Genomic DNA, 16444 nt, shown 5'->3' on the forward strand with positions numbered 1-16444 from the left:
GCTACCAGGCTACGATGACGGAATGAATATTGTAATTGTGGACTGTGCACGAGACTCCCCTGTGAGTTAATTGCTGGCTACAGGAGAAAAACTCGTTGGCTTGCACTAAAGCCTCAAATGATAACAATTCTCATTAAAAACATCAAGGGGACAAGATAGGCGAGAGTCATGCGCCCATGTAAAACCGTGCTAACACTCAGCCACAACCTTCCGTTGCAGGCTAGGTGCGACAATCATTTCGCCCTCTTCGGTCACGGCACAGGCCAGGTTAACGTCATACAAGGCCTCTAGCAATGGCAAAGTGACATGTGGGGTTTGATAGTCACCTACCATAGCGCCATGCTTGATAAATATCAAACGCTCAAAGCCTTGCAAGGCCTGATTAATATCATGCAAGATGGCCAGGATGGCGTGTCCACGTTTGGCGGCAAACGTATAAATCGCTTCCATCAAACTGAACTGCAAGCCGGGATCCAGCGCGGCCAACGGTTCATCTACCAGCAACAAACCCTGCTCTACGTCCCATAGCTGTGCAAACACGCGCGCCATTTGTACGCGTGCTTTTTCACCGCCTGACAACGTGTCAAACCGGCGACCCAGTAGATGCGCGGCGCAGGCCTGCTCGGCCGCTTGCTGCACAATGGAGGCCAGCGATGGATCATGCATGCGCGACACACGGCCCAATCCAATGACCAAGTCTACGGGCAACCCGAATGCGACCTCATGCGACTGCGGCAAGATGGCACGACGGCGGCTTAAATCTGCCAGCGACCAGCCTTGGAGTGGTTGCTGGCAAAAGCCTGCGTGGCCACTCGCCGGGCTTAACTCACGCGCAAGCAGTTTAAGCAAGGTCGACTTGCCCGCCCCGCTGGGGCCCAATACGGCCACACGCTCTCCGGGCTGAATGGCAAATGAAAAAGGGCCGAACGTACGTTGACCGAGTTTCACGGTGACACGGTCGAGTGACAACATACTGTGACTTTGTACGGTATGGATCATGTTAGCCTCCTTTTCTGACACTGGTGAGCAGCACAAGAAAGAAAGGCGCGCCTAGCAGGGCAGTAAAGATGCCCACGGGGATTTCTGCCGGGATAGCCACGGTTCGGGCGGTAGTATCCGCCACCAGCAGAATGATGGCACCCACCAGCATGGCCAGTGGTGCCATGCGGCGTTGGTCAGGCCCGACCACCAATCGCACGATATGCGGTGCAACCAGGCCGATAAACCCGATGACACCACACCAGGCGACCGCAAAACCAGATAACAGCGCGACCAGGATAATTACGCGACGGCGCAAATGCCGTACATTAATACCGACGTGCGCAGCGGCGGCTTCGCCCAGCGCCAACGCATTCATGGCACTGACCAGCCGCCGTACATACCAGATGGCCGCCAGCAGCAGCACCGACAACGTTCCCACCAATGGCCAACTGCCGCCCGCCAGGGAGCCTAGCGTCCAAAAGGTCAGGCTGCGTAATTGTTCGTCTGTGGCCAGGTAAGTACACAAGCCGATAATGGCTGCAGCTAATGCATTCAAGGCAATACCCGTCAACAACAGGCCAGCGATAGAATCTGCCGTGAGCCAGCGCGCGACCGTATCCAGCAGCAAACACACACCCACAGCACCCGCAAACGCCGTCAGCGGTAGCACCCAAAAACGCCAGGCAATTGGGATATCAATGCCGCTGCCCGCGAGCACCACAATGGTCAAGGCGGCGGCACAGGCAGCGCCACTGGTAACACCCAACAGACCAGGATCAGCCAGCGGGTTACGAAACAGGCCTTGCGTTAATGCGCCAGACAAGCCAAGCACTGCACCCACCAAAGCCGCAAACAAGATGCGCGGCAAACGCAGGCTCCACAGCACATAGGCACCACTGGTGAGCGGCTCTTCGTGACGCCACAACACGCGCCAGTCATCCGCCGTGACCGGCACTGCCCCCGCCCAGGCCGCCACCCAAAAACAGAGCAGCAACACCAACCATAAAAACCAGACCGGCCTGTTGAGCAGGCCGGTGGTGAAACGCGAAGTCAAGGATATCGCTCCTGCCACCGCACTCATGTACTCATCACCTTCAGCAATGCGTTATCCAGCGCAATCAGTGCTTGCGGCATACGCGGACCAAAGCCCAGCATAAACATCGCCTCCAGCGAGGCCACGCGACGCTTTTGTCCCGCAGGTGTTTGCGCCACGCCCGGCAGTTTCAATACGCCATCAATCCCGCCGACAATGCTCAAGCCCTGGTCAGTAAACAACACCACATCCGGCTGGGCCGCAATAACTGCCTCGGGCGTCAATGGCTTGAAGCCATCGAATCCCTGCACAGCATTTTGTGCACCCACATAATGCAGCATGGCTTCGGCGCTGCTGCCCTTGCCGCCAACCATGACCTGGCCCGGGCTATGCGAAAGGATAAAGAGCACACGTGGCGCAGGCGATTTGCGGGCCAGGATAGGCTCACGTGCACGCTGCCAGTCAGCTTTCATTTTTTCGACCAGTTGTGCTGCCTGTGTTGGGCGGTCAATCAAGATGCCCAGTCGAGCAACGCGATCCAGCACGCCTTCAAATTTATCATTCGCGGCCAAAATAGTGACCGGCACACCCGCCGCACTAATCTGGCGCAGCACCGCAGGCGGCCCGGCATCCTCAGTCGCAATCACGTGATTAGGCGCCAATGCCAGAATGCCCTCGCTGGATAAAGTGCGTGCATAGCCCACACTCGGCAGCTTGGTTGCCGCCTCTGGATACAGCGAGGTGGTATCTACCCCCGCCAGCTCCTGACTAGCTCCCAAGGCATAAATAATCTCCGTCAGCGCACCACCGATACTGACAATACGGCGTGCAGATTTTTTATCAGCCGCCCACAGGGTTTGCGGCAAGCAAACACTGGCAGCCAGCGCTCCTGCCTGCAACAAGAAGGTGCGGCGAGCGGCTGTGGTTGCCAGATCGTCTTGGGACATATTTAAAAATGACATATTTAACTCAGACATAACGCATTATCATTGAGCAGATCTTCAACCAATGTCCGCCATGTAGCAAGCTCTGGTTTGCCAGGTTTGCGCTCACCAAAAAACATCGCAATCACTTCGCCATGCTGGTCAAACAACTCGAGTGAAGTCACCAAGCCATCGACGGTTGGCTTACGCACAATCCATGCACTGGCAATATGGTCTTCACGCAAATGCAGGTTAAAACCGGGATCCAGCACATTGAGCCACGGGCCCATCACCGCAATCTTTTTTACCAGGCCAGAGTGAATCTGGATCATGCCCGGATTACCGACAAAAATCATGATGGCGACGTTGTCACTGGCAGCCGTTTCCAGCAATTGACGGGCACCGGCGGGATTGATTTGCTGCACAAAACGCTCTTCGCCCAGGCGCATGCTCTGCAGGCGTGACACACCAAACTTTTTTAACAAGGCAAAAAAATCATGCGTATCCTGCAACGCTGCCCAGGCCGCCTGAAAACCATCGACATCAATACTGTCATCAGGTTGCTCGGCAACTGGCGTGGCGACTGGCAGGGGCACCAATCCAGGCTGTTGGTCTGCATCTGCAAACTGCGCCACAAAAGTCTCATAGGCTGCCACATGGCTTTGCGGTTTGATAAACACCTTATGAATAGCGGTGCCGCTGGCATCAAAAAACTGCAAACTCTGTTGAATACCGTTTTCGCCAGTTTCTGACACGGCAAAGCCATGCGCCCATTGACTATAAAACGCGCGCAAATCAATTTCTGCCCCCAGCACCAGCCCCACGTGATTGCTATCACTCACATTGGTATAAACGCCAGTTTTTTCATGCACACACGAAAGATTACGCGTTAAAGCCATCACCTCGCCCAATGGCTCCAGCGATTTGATCAACGTTGGCCACACAGGCTGCAGGCGGGTCGCGCGCATCATGGGCTCCTCATGTCCGGCACCCACGTGCGCAGCAATCAGCTCGCCTTCAGAAATCTGCAGCTTTTCTGCAATATCGCGATGACGCGCCTTGCCCGACTGGCGCTCCATGACAAATTGCTGACGGATAAACGCACTCGTGTGACTCATGACGGCATCTCTCAGGCTTAAGCCAATTCGTCCAGTTTTTGCTGGCTGGCCTGGTCTGGCGCAGCATGGCCTTGATCATTCCGGTGTGTAATTTGCAGCAAATCCTGGCCATTCAAATGGTAGGCCTTAGCAAAGCCAGCCACATAACTGCCATGCGTTGGCGTCAATTCCACCATATGAAAATCGGTCAGTTTGCCAATCGCATCCATGAACTTGCCAAACTTGCCATAGAACAAGGCCATCACTTCATCAAACTTGGCGGTATTTCTGGCCACTTCCTGCGTGTCACACTTGAACACCAGGCGTTTTCTGGCAAACAGGTGACCAGCGTCTTTTTCGCTCTCGATAAACATGGCTGAACAACGGCCAGTTTCACGCAGATTAGCGCAATGCGTCGCCAACTCACTCACGTAGACATAAAACTTGTTATCGCGCTCAACAAACGCGGCATAACTCGCCTCGGGAATGCCCTGGGCATTGGTCGTCGCCAACTGCACAGATTTAAACAAGCCTTTAAAAGCAATGGCTTGTTCGCCCACGGATTGCAACTTTTCGTTCTCGTTCATGCAACTTCTCCTATTGTTCATGAAGCAATACACTGCGTATTGTTTTTATTCACACAGCGTTTGCTGACACTGCGACAGACCATCACAGAAATTAATGATATTCTATATGATAATCATTATTATTTACAATAATGATTTAATGCTCCCCAACAGCAGGCTCAAGCAGGTCTTTATGAAAAATCAGGGCGTCATGGCAGCTCTTGCGCAAAAGCAGCCGCCAGCAATTTAACGACGTGTGATGAGTGGCTGTAGCCAATAGAAAAAGATAGCGACCAGCACAGGGATGCCAATGGCGGCATTCGCCAGCCACTCACGCGCATCGTCATACACGAGGGCAAAAATCAGCCCGGCCAGTGAAATCACGGCGATCAGCAAGGGCCAGAAAAAAATTTGGGAGAGTTGTTTATTAGGCATAAATAAGTGCGTCACCATATTGCTCAACCTCCACAGAAAAACTGCGTTTCATAGGCTTCACTCGTTTGATCAGTGTCGCTTTAGCAGGCTTTGCTTTTTAATAAGCCTCGCTTAGCGTAATTCTTGAACGAATATCCGGCACATACTGATGTCGCTTTTTCCACCACAGCATCAAACCGGTCCACAATACAATAATCGTGATCACATCCAGCACCGCCCATAACCATTTCAAAGTGGTGCCACCATAATCCCCAAAATGCAGTGGCTGCGAAATCAGCAAGGCCACCAGGTACCACGGCAAGTCACGGCTATCGGTCAAGGTTGCCGTACGTGCATCGACCAGCACAGGTTTAAACAGGCGCTTGGTGATTGGTGAATCGCCACGCATAAAAATACCGTAATGATGCGGACTGGCATAGGCCGTGCCGGGGAAGGCAATAAAGCCCAATTGCATGTCGGGTTCGGTTTGTTGCGCAACCTGTACAGAGGCCTGTAATGAGGCAAATTTTTCCGGCGGCGGCAGATTTTTGTAAGGCGCAATCATTTGCGACATCTGGTCAAACTGCCAATATTTCACCAATAAATCTGACCAGGCATTTATCACCCCCGTCGCAGCGACCACCAGCGCCCAGCTTAAGGTCACAATACCGAGGAAGTTATGGATATCCAGCCGCTTGAGTTTTTTGCCACGCTGACGGCGAATTTCACCAAATGCCAGCTTGCGCATAAACGGCGCATACAGCACCACACCCGACACAATCGCGATCACCAGCAAAAAGCCCATCAAGCCCAGAAACAGCATGCCCGGCAAGCCTGCGAACAAGTCGACATGCAACTTGAACATGACATACATAAAGCCCTCTTCTACCGGTGGCTCACCCAACACTTGTGCCGTGCGTGCGTCCAGCACCACTTGCCTGAACCCGCTCTCGGCATCCACCGTTTTAGCCATGCTAATGACCCATTGCAGCGGCTCGTCCTCTTCACGGTACATATACAAAGGCACCATGCCAGGTTGCTTGCTTTTGGCCGCTGCCAGCAAGGCATCCATACTAGCCAGCGGCCCCTGGTGCGCAATCTGCGGCGTCTCAACATGATTGCCTAACCAGTCACCAATCTCATGGTGAAAGATCAATGGCAGGCCGGTCAGGCATAGCAATAACATAAACACCGTGCAGACCAGGCTGGACCATTTATGCACCCACGCCCAGGTACGGATAGAGGACTGCGTCAACATAGAAATACTCAGTTTGCTGACTTATGGTTGTGGCTGGCTGACAAAGCCTACTTTTTTCATGCCAGCGGTTTGCGCCTTGGCCAACACTTCAGCCAACACCTGGTAACGTGTGTTTTTATCAGCGCGTATCTGCAATTCCGGCTGTTGTTGCTTGGCCGCTTCATCTGTCATACGTGCAGATAAATCAGCAACGGACACTTCGCTGTCATTCCAGAAAATCTTGCCATCCACATCGACCGCGAGGTCGATCACTCCCGGCTTTTCTTCCAGCGGCTGCGAAGTCGCTTGTGGCAAATCAATCTTCACTGCATGTGTCAGCAATGGCGCAGTAATAATGAAAATTACCAGCAACACCAGCATCACATCCACCAACGGCGTGGTGTTGATTTCACTCATGGGCTGAGTGTGCTCACCTGCGCTAAATGGATTTTGCCCCATCATACATTGCCACCTTTATTGGCTACCTTGGCATGCAATTCGGTAACATTAGCTGGTTTTGCTGTGCTTTTAATCACCAATGGCGCACCGGTTGTCAGCAATGTATGCAAATCTTGCGCAAAGCTTTCCAGTTCAGCCATGATGCCGCGGTTGGCCTTGATAAAAGCGTTATAAGCCAGCACCGCAGGAATCGCCACGGCCAGACCAATCGCCGTCATAATCAAGGCTTCACCCACCGGGCCAGCCACTTTATCAATGGTGGCTACACCGGATTGGCCAATGGCTGTCAGCGCGTGGTAAATCCCCCACACCGTACCGAACAAACCAACAAATGGTGCCACACTACCCACAGAAGCCAGCACGGACAAACCACTTTCTAACGCTGCCTGCTCTTGTGACAAGGTACGGCGCAATTGGCGTGCAATAAACTCATCCTGGCTGCAAGCTGCGCCCAATGACTGGCTAGCGTATTGCTGGTGATGCTGGGTAGATTCAGCGGCGGTCACTGCCAGGCGAAATGCCGGGGACTGCAGTTGCGGCTCTTGCAGCGCTTCCTGCAAAGTCGCTTTACGCCAGAACTGGCGCACATAGGCAGACACGTCACGCTTGCGCTTGAATACCTGCCAGGTTTTGACCAGAATGAAATACCAGCTCAGCACTGACATCGTCAGTAAAATCAGCGCCACCAAAACCGACACCACACCGCCTTCGGTGATAAAAGCCAAACCACTTGTTGATTGCATCAAAAATTCCCTTTCACTTGAAACTTAACTTAACTCTTGAAACTTGCTTATTCTTGCGTCAGCGAGAATGACAACGGTACATTTACGTAGGCACTGACTGTCTTGTCACCTTTGCGTCCGGGCACGAAACGCCATTGTGTGACCGCATTAACAGCCGCCTTGTCCAAACGTTCAAAACCACTACTACTAACAACATCCACCGACTCTGGACGCCCGTCAGGAGACACGAGTACCTTCATCAATACTTTACCCTCCTCACCAGCTCGCTTTGACAGTCGCGGATACTCAGGTGCTGGATTATGCAAGTAAGCCACGCCAAATTTTGGCGGCTCTTCTTTTTCTACAACCTCCTGCTTGGGAGGTGCAGAAACAACCGGCGCCGGTTTGCTCGGTGCCGCTGCCACAGGTGTCTCCAGCGGTGGCGCAGAAGGTTGCGTACTGGCCTCAAAGCGCGGCTGGTCTGGCGTGGTTTCCACAATACGCTCCACCACAGGCGCCGGGCGCTCTATCGGCTTCACTGGCGTTTCTTTAGGCTTCACCACGGGCTTCACAACCGGCTGCTGCTTGATAATAGGTACCACTTCTGGCGCAGGCGCTTCTTCTTTTTTGGCCGGCAACGTAATCAGGGAAACTGTCATCGGCTCCGGCTTAGGCTCAATGATGACAGGCTCTTGATGCATGACCAGCCAGGCAATGACTGCCGCATGCAAGGCGACCACCAGCAACATACCCAAGCCATGCCAGTCCTGGCGCTTATCGCGTTGCAGCCAATCCTCGGTCGCCAGCACGGACCAGCGGAAAATACCTGCCAGCTCACCCAACTGGCGGCGATGCAGGCTCAACTCAGGCAATTGGGGCGCTGACGCACGTGCGGGCTTTAACGACAACCCCTGCAAAGACTCACGCTGCACCATTCGCATACTCCTCAATCAAAACCACAAAAGGCAACCCCAGGTTGCCAGTATTACATACACAGTTCACGCAAAACCTCTACTAATCTTGTTGCACCAGTGCTTGTTGTGCCTGCGATGACACCGCCAGCGCATGACACTTGGTCAACAGTAATTTATTCTGCTTGGTACGGGTCAACTGATAAGTATCACCACCATGCACAATGGCCAATACACCGGCCTCGCCCAGCAATTGACTCGCCTCAATGGTCGGCACACGATGCGATGAAACACTGGCCGCATTTTGCGCTTTACCTAATGATGATTGCAAGCGATTGGTCATGCATTCACATCCAAATTAAAAAAAGGCCGACTTATATGCAAAAGCATCGCGGCATAGGATTTCAAGGAACACCCTTACCAGGGGTAATTTGGCGCATGAATAATCACGCCTAATTTGAGCAATGACATGTTGGGGTTAGGAGCATTGCTCAAATGCTTTACCAACAGCCCTGATGCATCAGGACCGCCAGTGAAATTAAACGCGGTTAGAGTAATACTCAACCACTTGCTGCACATCAATCGGGAACGGCACATCTTCAATAGACGGCAAATGACCGATTTTTGCGCTTGCAGACGCTGCTTCTACCGACAACCACTCAGGAATCGTCAAGCTAGGCGTTGCCATGGCATCGACCACCATTGGGATCTTGCGGCTCTTTTCTTTCACCGTCACCACATCACCCACTTGCAAACGAATGGACGCAATGTTGGCTGATTTACCGTTGAGCAGCACGTGGCCATGGTTCACCAGTTGACGCGCAGCAATGCCTGTAGGCGCAAAACCCGCACGAAACACCACGTTATCCAAGCGGCGCTCCAGCAAAGACATCAATTTTTCACCAGTTGGCTCGCTGCCTTTACGCGCTTCCAAGATCAGGCGACGCATCTGCTTTTCGCTCACACCATAGTTAAAACGAATCTTCTGCTTTTCAACCAACTTGACTGCAAAGTCAGAACGGCGGCGGCGTGACGCCTGCTGCCCATGCTGACCTGGTGGATTAGGGCGATTTTCAATCGACTTACGTGACAACCCGGGCAGCTCTACGCCCAATGCACGCATAATCTTCAGTCTGGGTCCTGTGGTTCTTGCCATGAATCTATAGCCTTTCTTGATTTATCTTTTATTACTATCTTTTAAATTTACCGTCAGCCGCTTGTTACTGCAGCGTAGCTGGCTGCGCCACAAAATCAGTCACCGCCTGCTGCATCGCAAACTCCTGATGCGCCTGCAGCAAGGCTTGCCAATCCTGCAACAACTGCTTGGCTGCGGATTGAATCAACCCGCTTTCCGCATACTCAGGCGCTGTCAGCGTCTGCGCCAGGCTACAACCCAACAAAGCCAGGTCCTCAGAAGGATTCACCGCATAGCGCGTGGCCACACAACTCAGTGAAACCAATACCGCACTGGCAGTAGGCAAATCCGGATCAAACAAATGACTGGCTGGCGCTGCGTAATCAACTTGCATTGCAATGACTTTCATTTAATCGTTTATGCAAATGATAATGTTTCTCATTTATAATGTCAACTACTGTTTGTAATCACCAGCAACGCCCCTCCTGCTATTAGGCATACACCCAACATCCTGGAGATAACAACCCGCCCGATTGATCGACAATCTTGACCAAATTAGTAAAGCAAGCTAATGTATAGGGTTCAACAATTATTAGCCGAAAAATCAAGGTTTTATGGACGCTTCAGCCCACTCCGCGACAGACACCCACGCCAAATCCATGACAGGTGCGGACATCGTTGTCTCCTGCCTGAATGAGGAAAAAGTCAAATTCGTCTTTGGCTATCCAGGTGGTGCGGTCTTGCACATTTACGACGCACTCTACAAACAGAATGGCTTCAAGCACATTCTGGTGCGCCACGAACAGGCAGCCGTACACGCGGCAGATGCTTATTCACGTGCAACAGGAGATGTAGGCGTCGCCTTGGTCACCAGCGGCCCAGGTGCCACCAATGCGGTAACGGGTATTGCCACGGCTTATATGGACTCCATCCCTATGGTGGTCATCAGTGGTCAGGTACCCGTACCGGCCATTGGCATGGATGCATTCCAGGAAGTCGACATGGTTGGCGTGACTCGCCCCTGTGTAAAACACAACTTTCTGGTCAAGCATGTCAAAGACATTGCGCCTACCATCAAGAAGGCATTTTTCATCGCCAAAACAGGCCGTCCAGGTCCGGTCGTGGTCGATATTCCTAAAGATATCACGGCGCACGTGGCAGACTTCATCTACCCGAAAACGGTAGAGATGCGCTCTTACAACCCAATTTTGAAAGGCCACAGCGGCCAGATCAAAAAAGCAGTCAAGTTACTGCTAGGTGCCAAACGTCCGATGATTTACACCGGCGGCGGCCTGGTATTGGGTAATGGCGCAGCCGAGCTGGTGAAACTGGCCAAGGCGCTTAATTTCCCAGTCACCAACACGCTGATGGGGCTGGGCGGTTATCCCGCCACAGACCGGCAGTTTGTCGGCATGCTGGGCATGCACGGCACCTATGAAGCCAACATGGCCATGCAGCACTGTGACGTGTTGCTGGCGGTAGGCGCGCGCTTTGACGACCGTGTGATTGGCAACCCAAAACACTTCTCCGGCCAGAAACGTACCATTATTCATATCGACGTTGATCCTTCCAGCATCTCCAAGCGCGTGAAGGTTGATGTGCCAATTGTGGGCGATGTGCAGTCCGTATTAGCTGACATGAATGAAATCCTGTCACAGGAAGAAAACCAGACCACAGATACCGCTGACTGGTGGACACAGATTAACGAATGGCGTGGCATCCAGTCACTGGATTACGCCTATTCAGACACGGTGATCAAGCCACAATACGTGGTACAAAAACTGTGGGAAGTCACCAAAGGCGAAGCCTATGTGACGTCTGACGTCGGCCAGCACCAGATGTGGGCTGCGCAATACTACAAATTTGACAAACCACGTCGCTGGATCAACTCCGGCGGCCTGGGCACCATGGGTGTGGGCTTGCCCTACGCCATGGGCTGTCAGTTTGCAGATAAAAATGCGCAAGTAGCCTGTATCACCGGCGAAGGCAGCATCCAGATGAACATCCAGGAGCTGTCCACCTGTGCGCAATATGGCTTGCCGATCAAGGTCATTCTGCTCAATAACCGTTACCTGGGCATGGTGCGCCAGTGGCAAGAGTTCTTCTACGAGAACCGCTACTCCGAGTCTTACATGGACAGCCTGCCCGACTTCGTCAAACTTGCCGAGTCTTATGGTCACGTTGGTATGAACATTACCAACCCTGCCGATGTAGAAGGCGCGCTCAAAGAAGCATTTGATAAAAAAGACAAGTTTGTGTTTATGAACTTCTTAACCGACCAAGCTGAAAACGTCTTCCCTATGGTTGAAAACGGCAAGGGCCTATCCGAAATGGTATTGAGCCCACGCACGGCCAGCCGCCTGAAAGGGGAAGAATAATGCGTCATATTATTTCACTGCTGATGGAAAACGAAGCAGGCGCCCTGTCACGCGTGGCAGGCCTGTTTTCCGCACGCGGTTACAACATTGAATCACTCACGGTCGCGGTCACCGAAGACCCGACACTGTCACGCATGACTATTGTGACGACAGGCTCCGATGATGTGATTGAACAAATTATCAAGCAACTCAACAAGTTGATTGACGTGGTCAAAGTGCTGGACCTCAACGATGGCAAGCACATTGAGCGCGAACTGATGCTGGTCAAGGTCAAAGCCACCGGCGTCCATAAAGACGAAATGAAGCGTATGTGCGACATTTTCCGCGGCCGTATTATCGATGTGGCCGACAATAGTTACACCATTGAGCTTACCGGCTCTTGCAGCAAACTGGATGCGTTTATTGAAGCCATAGACCGCAGCGCGATTCTGGAAACCGTGCGTACCGGCGCGTCCGGCATTGGTCGTGGCGACCGCATCCTCAAAGTTTAATCGACAGTATTTTCAAACTATACCTAAGCATTTGTATTGAAAGGCAAAAGCAGACATGAACGTTTATTACGACAAAGACGCCGACTTAAGCATCATTAAAGGCAAAAAAGTGACTATCGTGGGCTACGGTTCACAAGGCCATGCACACGCAGCTAACCTGCGTGACAGCGGCGTGAACGTCACCATCGGTTTGCGTAAAGGCGGCGGCTCATGGGCTAAAGCTGAAGGCGCTGGCCACACCACTCTGGAAATCGCAGCAGCAGTTAAAGATGCTGACGTAGTGATGGTATTGCTGCCAGATGAAACCATGGCAGAAATCTTCCATGCTGAAATCGCTCCTAACCTGAAAAAAGGCGCTGCACTGGCATTCGCCCACGGTTTCAACATCCATTACAACCAAATCGTGCCACGTGCTGATCTGGACGTGATCATGATCGCACCAAAAGGCCCAGGCCACACCGTGCGCTCCGAGTACCTCAAAGGTGGCGGCGTACCTTCACTGATCGCTGTTTACCAAAACGTGTCTGGCAAAGCGAAAGACATCGCATTGTCATACGCTGCAGCTAACGGCGGCACCAAAGGTGGCGTGATTGAAACTGACTTCCGTGAAGAAACAGAAACTGACTTGTTCGGCGAACAAGCTGTGTTGTGTGGTGGTGCGGTTGAGCTGGTTAAAGCTGGTTTCGAAACCTTGGTTGAAGCTGGTTATGCACCAGAAATGGCCTACTTCGAGTGCTTGCACGAGCTGAAACTGATCGTTGACCTGATGTACGAAGGCGGTATCGCCAACATGAACTACTCCATTTCCAACAACGCGGAATATGGTGAGTACGTGACTGGTCCACAAGTGATCAACAGCCAATCTAAAGATGCAATGCGTCAGTGCCTGGCTAACATCCAGAACGGTAACTACGCTAAACAGTTCATCCTGGAAGGCCGCACTAACTATCCAGAAATGACTGCACGTCGTCGTTTGAACGCTGCTCACCCAATCGAGCAAGTGGGTAACAAACTGCGCGCCATGATGCCTTGGATCGCGAAAAACAAACTGGTTGATCAATCCAAAAACTAATTTTTGGAATTTAACCAAGCTGACCGCTGTTTAATTAAACAACGGTAGGCAAAAAGCACAGGCTGATATATCGCCTGTGCTTTTTTATTTGTAAAATCACAAACAAATATATGATAAAAATAAGTTTCTGCAACACACTGGAACTGCTTAAAAAGGGATAGAAGTGAAACTCGCCATTCTGCTGCAATACATCGCCCCCAAACAATTACTGACTGCCGCCGCTGGCAAGCTGGCACACTGGCAAGCTGGACGCCTGACCACGGCGTTTATCGGCTGGTTTGTCAACAAATACCACGTCAATATGGAAGAAGCGCTCAATGGCGATATTGGCAGCTACGCAACGTTCAATCTATTCTTCACCCGCCCACTCAAACCAGGTGCCAGACCACTAGCAAATAATGCTTTTGTCTGCCCGGTAGATGGCGCTATCAGCCAGTTTGGCAACATTGAAAACGGCCAGATTTTCCAGGCCAAAGGGCATCATTACACAGCGCAGACACTCGTCGGCGGCGATGCGACACTGGCGGCTAATTTCGATAGCGGCAGTTTTGCCTGCCTGTATTTAAGCCCGAAAGACTATCACCGCATTCATATGCCATGCGAAGGCAAACTATTGAGCATGACTTATGTGCCAGGGGATTTATTCTCAGTGAATCCGCTCACAGCCGCCAACGTGCCCGGCCTGTTTGCGCGTAATGAGCGCGTGGTGTGTACGTTTGAATCTGCCCAGCATGGCAAGTTTGTATTGGTGCTGGTCGGCGCCACCATTGTTGGCAGCATGGCCACGGTTTGGCACGATGCCAAAGACCGCATCATCAACCCGCCACGCCCTGGCAAAGTGGTGCAATGGGATTACAGTGACCGCAACATCACCTTAAAACAAGGCGAGGAAATGGGCCGTTTCCTGCTCGGTTCTACGGTCGTGATGCTGTTTGAAAAAGACGTACTCGCGTTCAATGATAGCTGGCATGCAGGCAAACCAATTCGCCTGGGTGAAGCGATGGGAAGTTAGCTGGCTACGAGTTAAACACCGCTCAACAGAAAATCCATTGCAGCAATAATCTCAAGCCTCGCATCAGCGAGGCTTTCTATTTCCTCACCGAGTTCACGTTTGGCGATACCAGCCAGCTGAGGAGTCATCATCAGGTACTGGCCACCCCGCACCGTCAATACCGGCGTTAATCTACCCATCGCATGATAGCCAACCTTGGTAGCCAGTGTTAATGGCACCACAACACAGGTTTGCAATATGTCCAATAAATCATTCTGCACATTCAATAAATATGGGAATTGATCGCGCGTAGCAGCATTATGATTGGCATAGACACTAAACTGCGCCATTAAAACGCCCTCAAAGAGTCGCCAAATAAACCATTCGCCTCAACTTGTTGGTTGTATAACTCAATGGCATGCTTGTTTTTTTCAAGCCAGGCTTGTTGCTTTTTTTCGACAACCAACGCGGAAAGTGTTTCTTCAAAAGCCGCAGAAAGATTGATATCCAGCTCACGCGCCTGACGCAACAGATCACTGTTCACGCTCAGGTTAGTGGCACGTTTTGGCGCTTGCGGATTGAATAACATGACTTTCCCCACCATCATTGATGCGCACAATATATGCGCATCAATGATGCATGTCAATCTCATACCCCCACCAAAAAGCCTTAGCCGTTCAAACTCTTACTCACCACCTCAAACACATCGCCAGACAGGTTAGGCGTCACCAGGGCAAAGACTCAGGGGTAGAGTAAAAAAGAATCTCACCTTTACTCTGACCCCATCGATTCAATACATTCAGCATCTATTTGCCAAATAGCTTTTTCAACCAACTCACTTTAGGTTCTTCACTCACAGGATGCGTGGTTGGGCCATCTGGTCTCAGCAAATCGCCAGGGTAGTGTTCATGGCCCAAGCACAAACTGTCATCCAATCCAAAGGCTTTCACAGCGGCTACGGCTTCGATGCACCAGCGGCCAAAGTAGCCACCTTTTTCCAGCGGGTATTTGCCCGGATCTCCGTAGACGTACCACCACAGTTCTTGATTACCTTTGCGCTCTAATTCGGCATACCAGTGGGTTACAAAGTCGCGTAATAGCTCTGCTTGCTGGGTTTGAGGTAAGCCTTTATCGTTTGCTTCAACCGCTTTTAGCAAACGGGCATAGGGTTTCTTGTGAAGCAGTTTTGTTCCTAATTTACGGTTTGGCTGGCGATAGGCAATCACTCGGTCAAGTAACACATCTTCGCCTTCACCACCGATCAACGCCAGCAGACGTTGCCATTGGTCATCGGGGATTTCCAACGCAAGTGCCAAACCGACCAACCAGAAACACCAGTTGTAGTGGTTGATCCAGCTTAGTTCAAATATCCATGAGCGAGGATCGGTGTGTCCGCGCGTATCTTTGATCGGAACAGGGGCTGTCACCAGATGCCGGTGACCCCAACCCTCGCCGGGCTTGAGATTGGCATTGAGTTCAGCGGCTAGTTTATTGGAGAGTTCCCATGCGTCGAGCAAACCTACAAATGGTTGGGCAAGATCACGGATGACATCGCCGCGGGAGTAACGGCGGAGTATGTATCTAAAAATGGTGCTTTTTGCAGTATCAAATGTAAATTGAGGGTCGTAGGCAGGATTTTTACTAGGCTGTCTAATCAGTTCCCATTTTTTGGGGATCTGATTTTCACCATAAGAAACCCCCTCATCCCAATATTTTTGGTCACCCATCGGCGCACGGATCATGGCTGACCACCTGCTTTGCCGACTGTTAAAATTTTAGAAATGTCATCGGTCACTTTTTTAACATTACCCGCACCATCGAGTACCTGTAATTTGGTGCTTCCATCTGGCAAAGTACGAACAACCCATGTTTCCGTTCTGTCGGCTTTGATAGAGGCCAGAATTGAATCAGCTTCTTTTTCAGACCCCACCGCCTTCTCAATCCGCCCATTACCCGTAATCCAGCTAAGCGAGCCCTGTTTACCATCGTTAGTACTTCCCAACGCAGACTTATCAAACTTATATTCAATCACCA

General features: G+C 51.7%; 22 protein-coding genes. 5 read left to right on the top strand and 17 right to left on the bottom strand.

Annotation, left to right across the window (positions count from 1 at the left end):
* Positions 1 to 189: 189 nt before the first annotated feature.
* The 5 genes from INP79_RS13800 to INP79_RS13820 are packed head-to-tail and all read right to left on the bottom strand — an operon-like array spanning position 190 to position 4621.
* Entirely contained in the window at positions 190 to 999 is an 810-nt protein-coding gene (locus INP79_RS13800; RefSeq protein WP_194754816.1) for an ATP-binding cassette domain-containing protein, read from the bottom strand.
* A gap of 1 nt (position 1000) precedes the next feature.
* Positions 1001 to 2035: an iron ABC transporter permease gene (locus INP79_RS13805; protein WP_228520023.1), complete on the bottom strand. Its 1035-nt coding sequence runs from the start codon at positions 2033 to 2035 to the stop codon at positions 1001 to 1003.
* A 23-nt stretch (positions 2036 to 2058) separates the two neighbouring features.
* Positions 2059 to 2976 carry a hemin ABC transporter substrate-binding protein gene (locus INP79_RS13810; protein WP_228520025.1) on the bottom strand — a complete coding sequence of 306 codons (918 nt, stop codon included), beginning with the start codon at positions 2974 to 2976 and terminating at the stop codon, positions 2059 to 2061.
* Positions 2977 to 2978: 2 nt separating this feature from the next.
* Complete coding sequence (locus INP79_RS13815) at positions 2979 to 4055, bottom strand: hemin-degrading factor (RefSeq protein ID WP_194754818.1); 1077 nt, start codon at positions 4053 to 4055, stop codon at positions 2979 to 2981.
* Between the two features lie 17 nt (positions 4056 to 4072).
* Positions 4073 to 4621 (bottom strand): HugZ family protein, encoded by a 549-nt coding sequence (locus tag INP79_RS13820; protein ID WP_194754819.1) that lies wholly within the window; start codon positions 4619 to 4621, stop codon positions 4073 to 4075.
* Positions 4622 to 4727: 106 nt separating this feature from the next.
* Here INP79_RS13820 and INP79_RS15550 point away from each other — a divergent pair, with 106 nt between their 5' ends.
* Positions 4728 to 4850, top strand: coding sequence for a hypothetical protein (locus tag INP79_RS15550; RefSeq protein WP_255520558.1), 123 nt, complete (start codon positions 4728 to 4730; stop codon positions 4848 to 4850).
* Here INP79_RS15550 and INP79_RS13825 read toward each other — a convergent pair.
* The 8 genes from INP79_RS13825 to INP79_RS13860 all read right to left on the bottom strand — a co-directional run bounded on the left by INP79_RS13825 (position 4847) and on the right by INP79_RS13860 (position 9887).
* Entirely contained in the window at positions 4847 to 5035 is a 189-nt protein-coding gene (locus INP79_RS13825; protein WP_228520027.1) for a hypothetical protein, read from the bottom strand. The two genes, INP79_RS15550 and INP79_RS13825, sit on opposite strands and share 4 nt — an antisense overlap.
* 97 nt (positions 5036 to 5132) lie before the next feature.
* Positions 5133 to 6272, bottom strand: a complete 1140-nt coding sequence (locus INP79_RS13830) for a PepSY domain-containing protein (protein WP_194754821.1) — start codon at positions 6270 to 6272, stop codon at positions 5133 to 5135.
* A 21-nt stretch (positions 6273 to 6293) separates the two neighbouring features.
* Positions 6294 to 6710: a biopolymer transporter ExbD gene (locus INP79_RS13835; protein ID WP_194755073.1), complete on the bottom strand. Its 417-nt coding sequence runs from the start codon at positions 6708 to 6710 to the stop codon at positions 6294 to 6296.
* Positions 6710 to 7453 carry a MotA/TolQ/ExbB proton channel family protein gene (locus INP79_RS13840; RefSeq protein ID WP_194754822.1) on the bottom strand — a complete coding sequence of 248 codons (744 nt, stop codon included), beginning with the start codon at positions 7451 to 7453 and terminating at the stop codon, positions 6710 to 6712. Before INP79_RS13840 ends, INP79_RS13835 begins: the two co-directional genes overlap by 1 nt.
* 47 nt (positions 7454 to 7500) lie before the next feature.
* Positions 7501 to 8373: an energy transducer TonB gene (locus tag INP79_RS13845; protein ID WP_228520029.1), complete on the bottom strand. Its 873-nt coding sequence runs from the start codon at positions 8371 to 8373 to the stop codon at positions 7501 to 7503.
* A gap of 73 nt (positions 8374 to 8446) precedes the next feature.
* Positions 8447 to 8686 (bottom strand): hemin uptake protein HemP, encoded by a 240-nt coding sequence (hemP, locus tag INP79_RS13850; RefSeq protein ID WP_194754823.1) that lies wholly within the window; start codon positions 8684 to 8686, stop codon positions 8447 to 8449.
* 195 nt (positions 8687 to 8881) lie between these two features.
* Positions 8882 to 9499 carry a 30S ribosomal protein S4 gene (rpsD, locus tag INP79_RS13855; protein ID WP_194754824.1) on the bottom strand — a complete coding sequence of 206 codons (618 nt, stop codon included), beginning with the start codon at positions 9497 to 9499 and terminating at the stop codon, positions 8882 to 8884.
* Between the two features lie 64 nt (positions 9500 to 9563).
* A complete protein-coding gene (locus INP79_RS13860; RefSeq protein ID WP_194754825.1) occupies positions 9564 to 9887 on the bottom strand; it encodes a hypothetical protein in 324 nt (107 codons plus the stop codon).
* A gap of 205 nt (positions 9888 to 10092) precedes the next feature.
* On the opposite strand from INP79_RS13860, the gene ilvB reads away from it, so the two are divergent.
* The 4 genes from ilvB (at position 10093) to asd (ending at position 14431) form a co-directional block, all read left to right on the top strand.
* Complete coding sequence (gene ilvB / locus INP79_RS13865) at positions 10093 to 11856, top strand: biosynthetic-type acetolactate synthase large subunit (RefSeq protein WP_194741395.1); 1764 nt, start codon at positions 10093 to 10095, stop codon at positions 11854 to 11856.
* A complete protein-coding gene (gene ilvN / locus INP79_RS13870) occupies positions 11856 to 12347 on the top strand; it encodes an acetolactate synthase small subunit (protein WP_018987330.1) in 492 nt (163 codons plus the stop codon). Before ilvB ends, ilvN begins: the two co-directional genes overlap by 1 nt.
* 55 nt (positions 12348 to 12402) lie before the next feature.
* Positions 12403 to 13419: a ketol-acid reductoisomerase gene (ilvC, locus tag INP79_RS13875; protein WP_194754826.1), complete on the top strand. Its 1017-nt coding sequence runs from the start codon at positions 12403 to 12405 to the stop codon at positions 13417 to 13419.
* A 163-nt stretch (positions 13420 to 13582) separates the two neighbouring features.
* Positions 13583 to 14431, top strand: coding sequence for an archaetidylserine decarboxylase (gene asd, locus INP79_RS13880; protein WP_194754827.1), 849 nt, complete (start codon positions 13583 to 13585; stop codon positions 14429 to 14431).
* Between the two features lie 11 nt (positions 14432 to 14442).
* Here asd and INP79_RS13885 read toward each other — a convergent pair whose 3' ends face one another.
* The 4 genes from INP79_RS13885 to INP79_RS13900 all read right to left on the bottom strand — a co-directional run bounded on the left by INP79_RS13885 (position 14443) and on the right by INP79_RS13900 (position 16442).
* Positions 14443 to 14760, bottom strand: coding sequence for a CcdB family protein (locus tag INP79_RS13885; protein ID WP_194754828.1), 318 nt, complete (start codon positions 14758 to 14760; stop codon positions 14443 to 14445).
* Positions 14760 to 14999, bottom strand: a complete 240-nt coding sequence (locus INP79_RS13890) for a type II toxin-antitoxin system CcdA family antitoxin (protein WP_228520031.1) — start codon at positions 14997 to 14999, stop codon at positions 14760 to 14762. Before INP79_RS13890 ends, INP79_RS13885 begins: the two co-directional genes overlap by 1 nt.
* 217 nt (positions 15000 to 15216) lie before the next feature.
* Positions 15217 to 16152: a PoNe immunity protein domain-containing protein gene (locus tag INP79_RS13895; RefSeq protein ID WP_194754829.1), complete on the bottom strand. Its 936-nt coding sequence runs from the start codon at positions 16150 to 16152 to the stop codon at positions 15217 to 15219.
* A complete protein-coding gene (locus tag INP79_RS13900) occupies positions 16149 to 16442 on the bottom strand; it encodes a hypothetical protein (protein WP_194754830.1) in 294 nt (97 codons plus the stop codon). The genes INP79_RS13895 and INP79_RS13900 overlap by 4 nt, the downstream gene beginning before the upstream one ends.
* Positions 16443 to 16444: the final 2 nt, after the last annotated feature.

This window comes from Methylophilus sp. QUAN (assembly GCF_015354445.1).
Lineage (GTDB): Bacteria > Pseudomonadota > Gammaproteobacteria > Burkholderiales > Methylophilaceae > Methylophilus.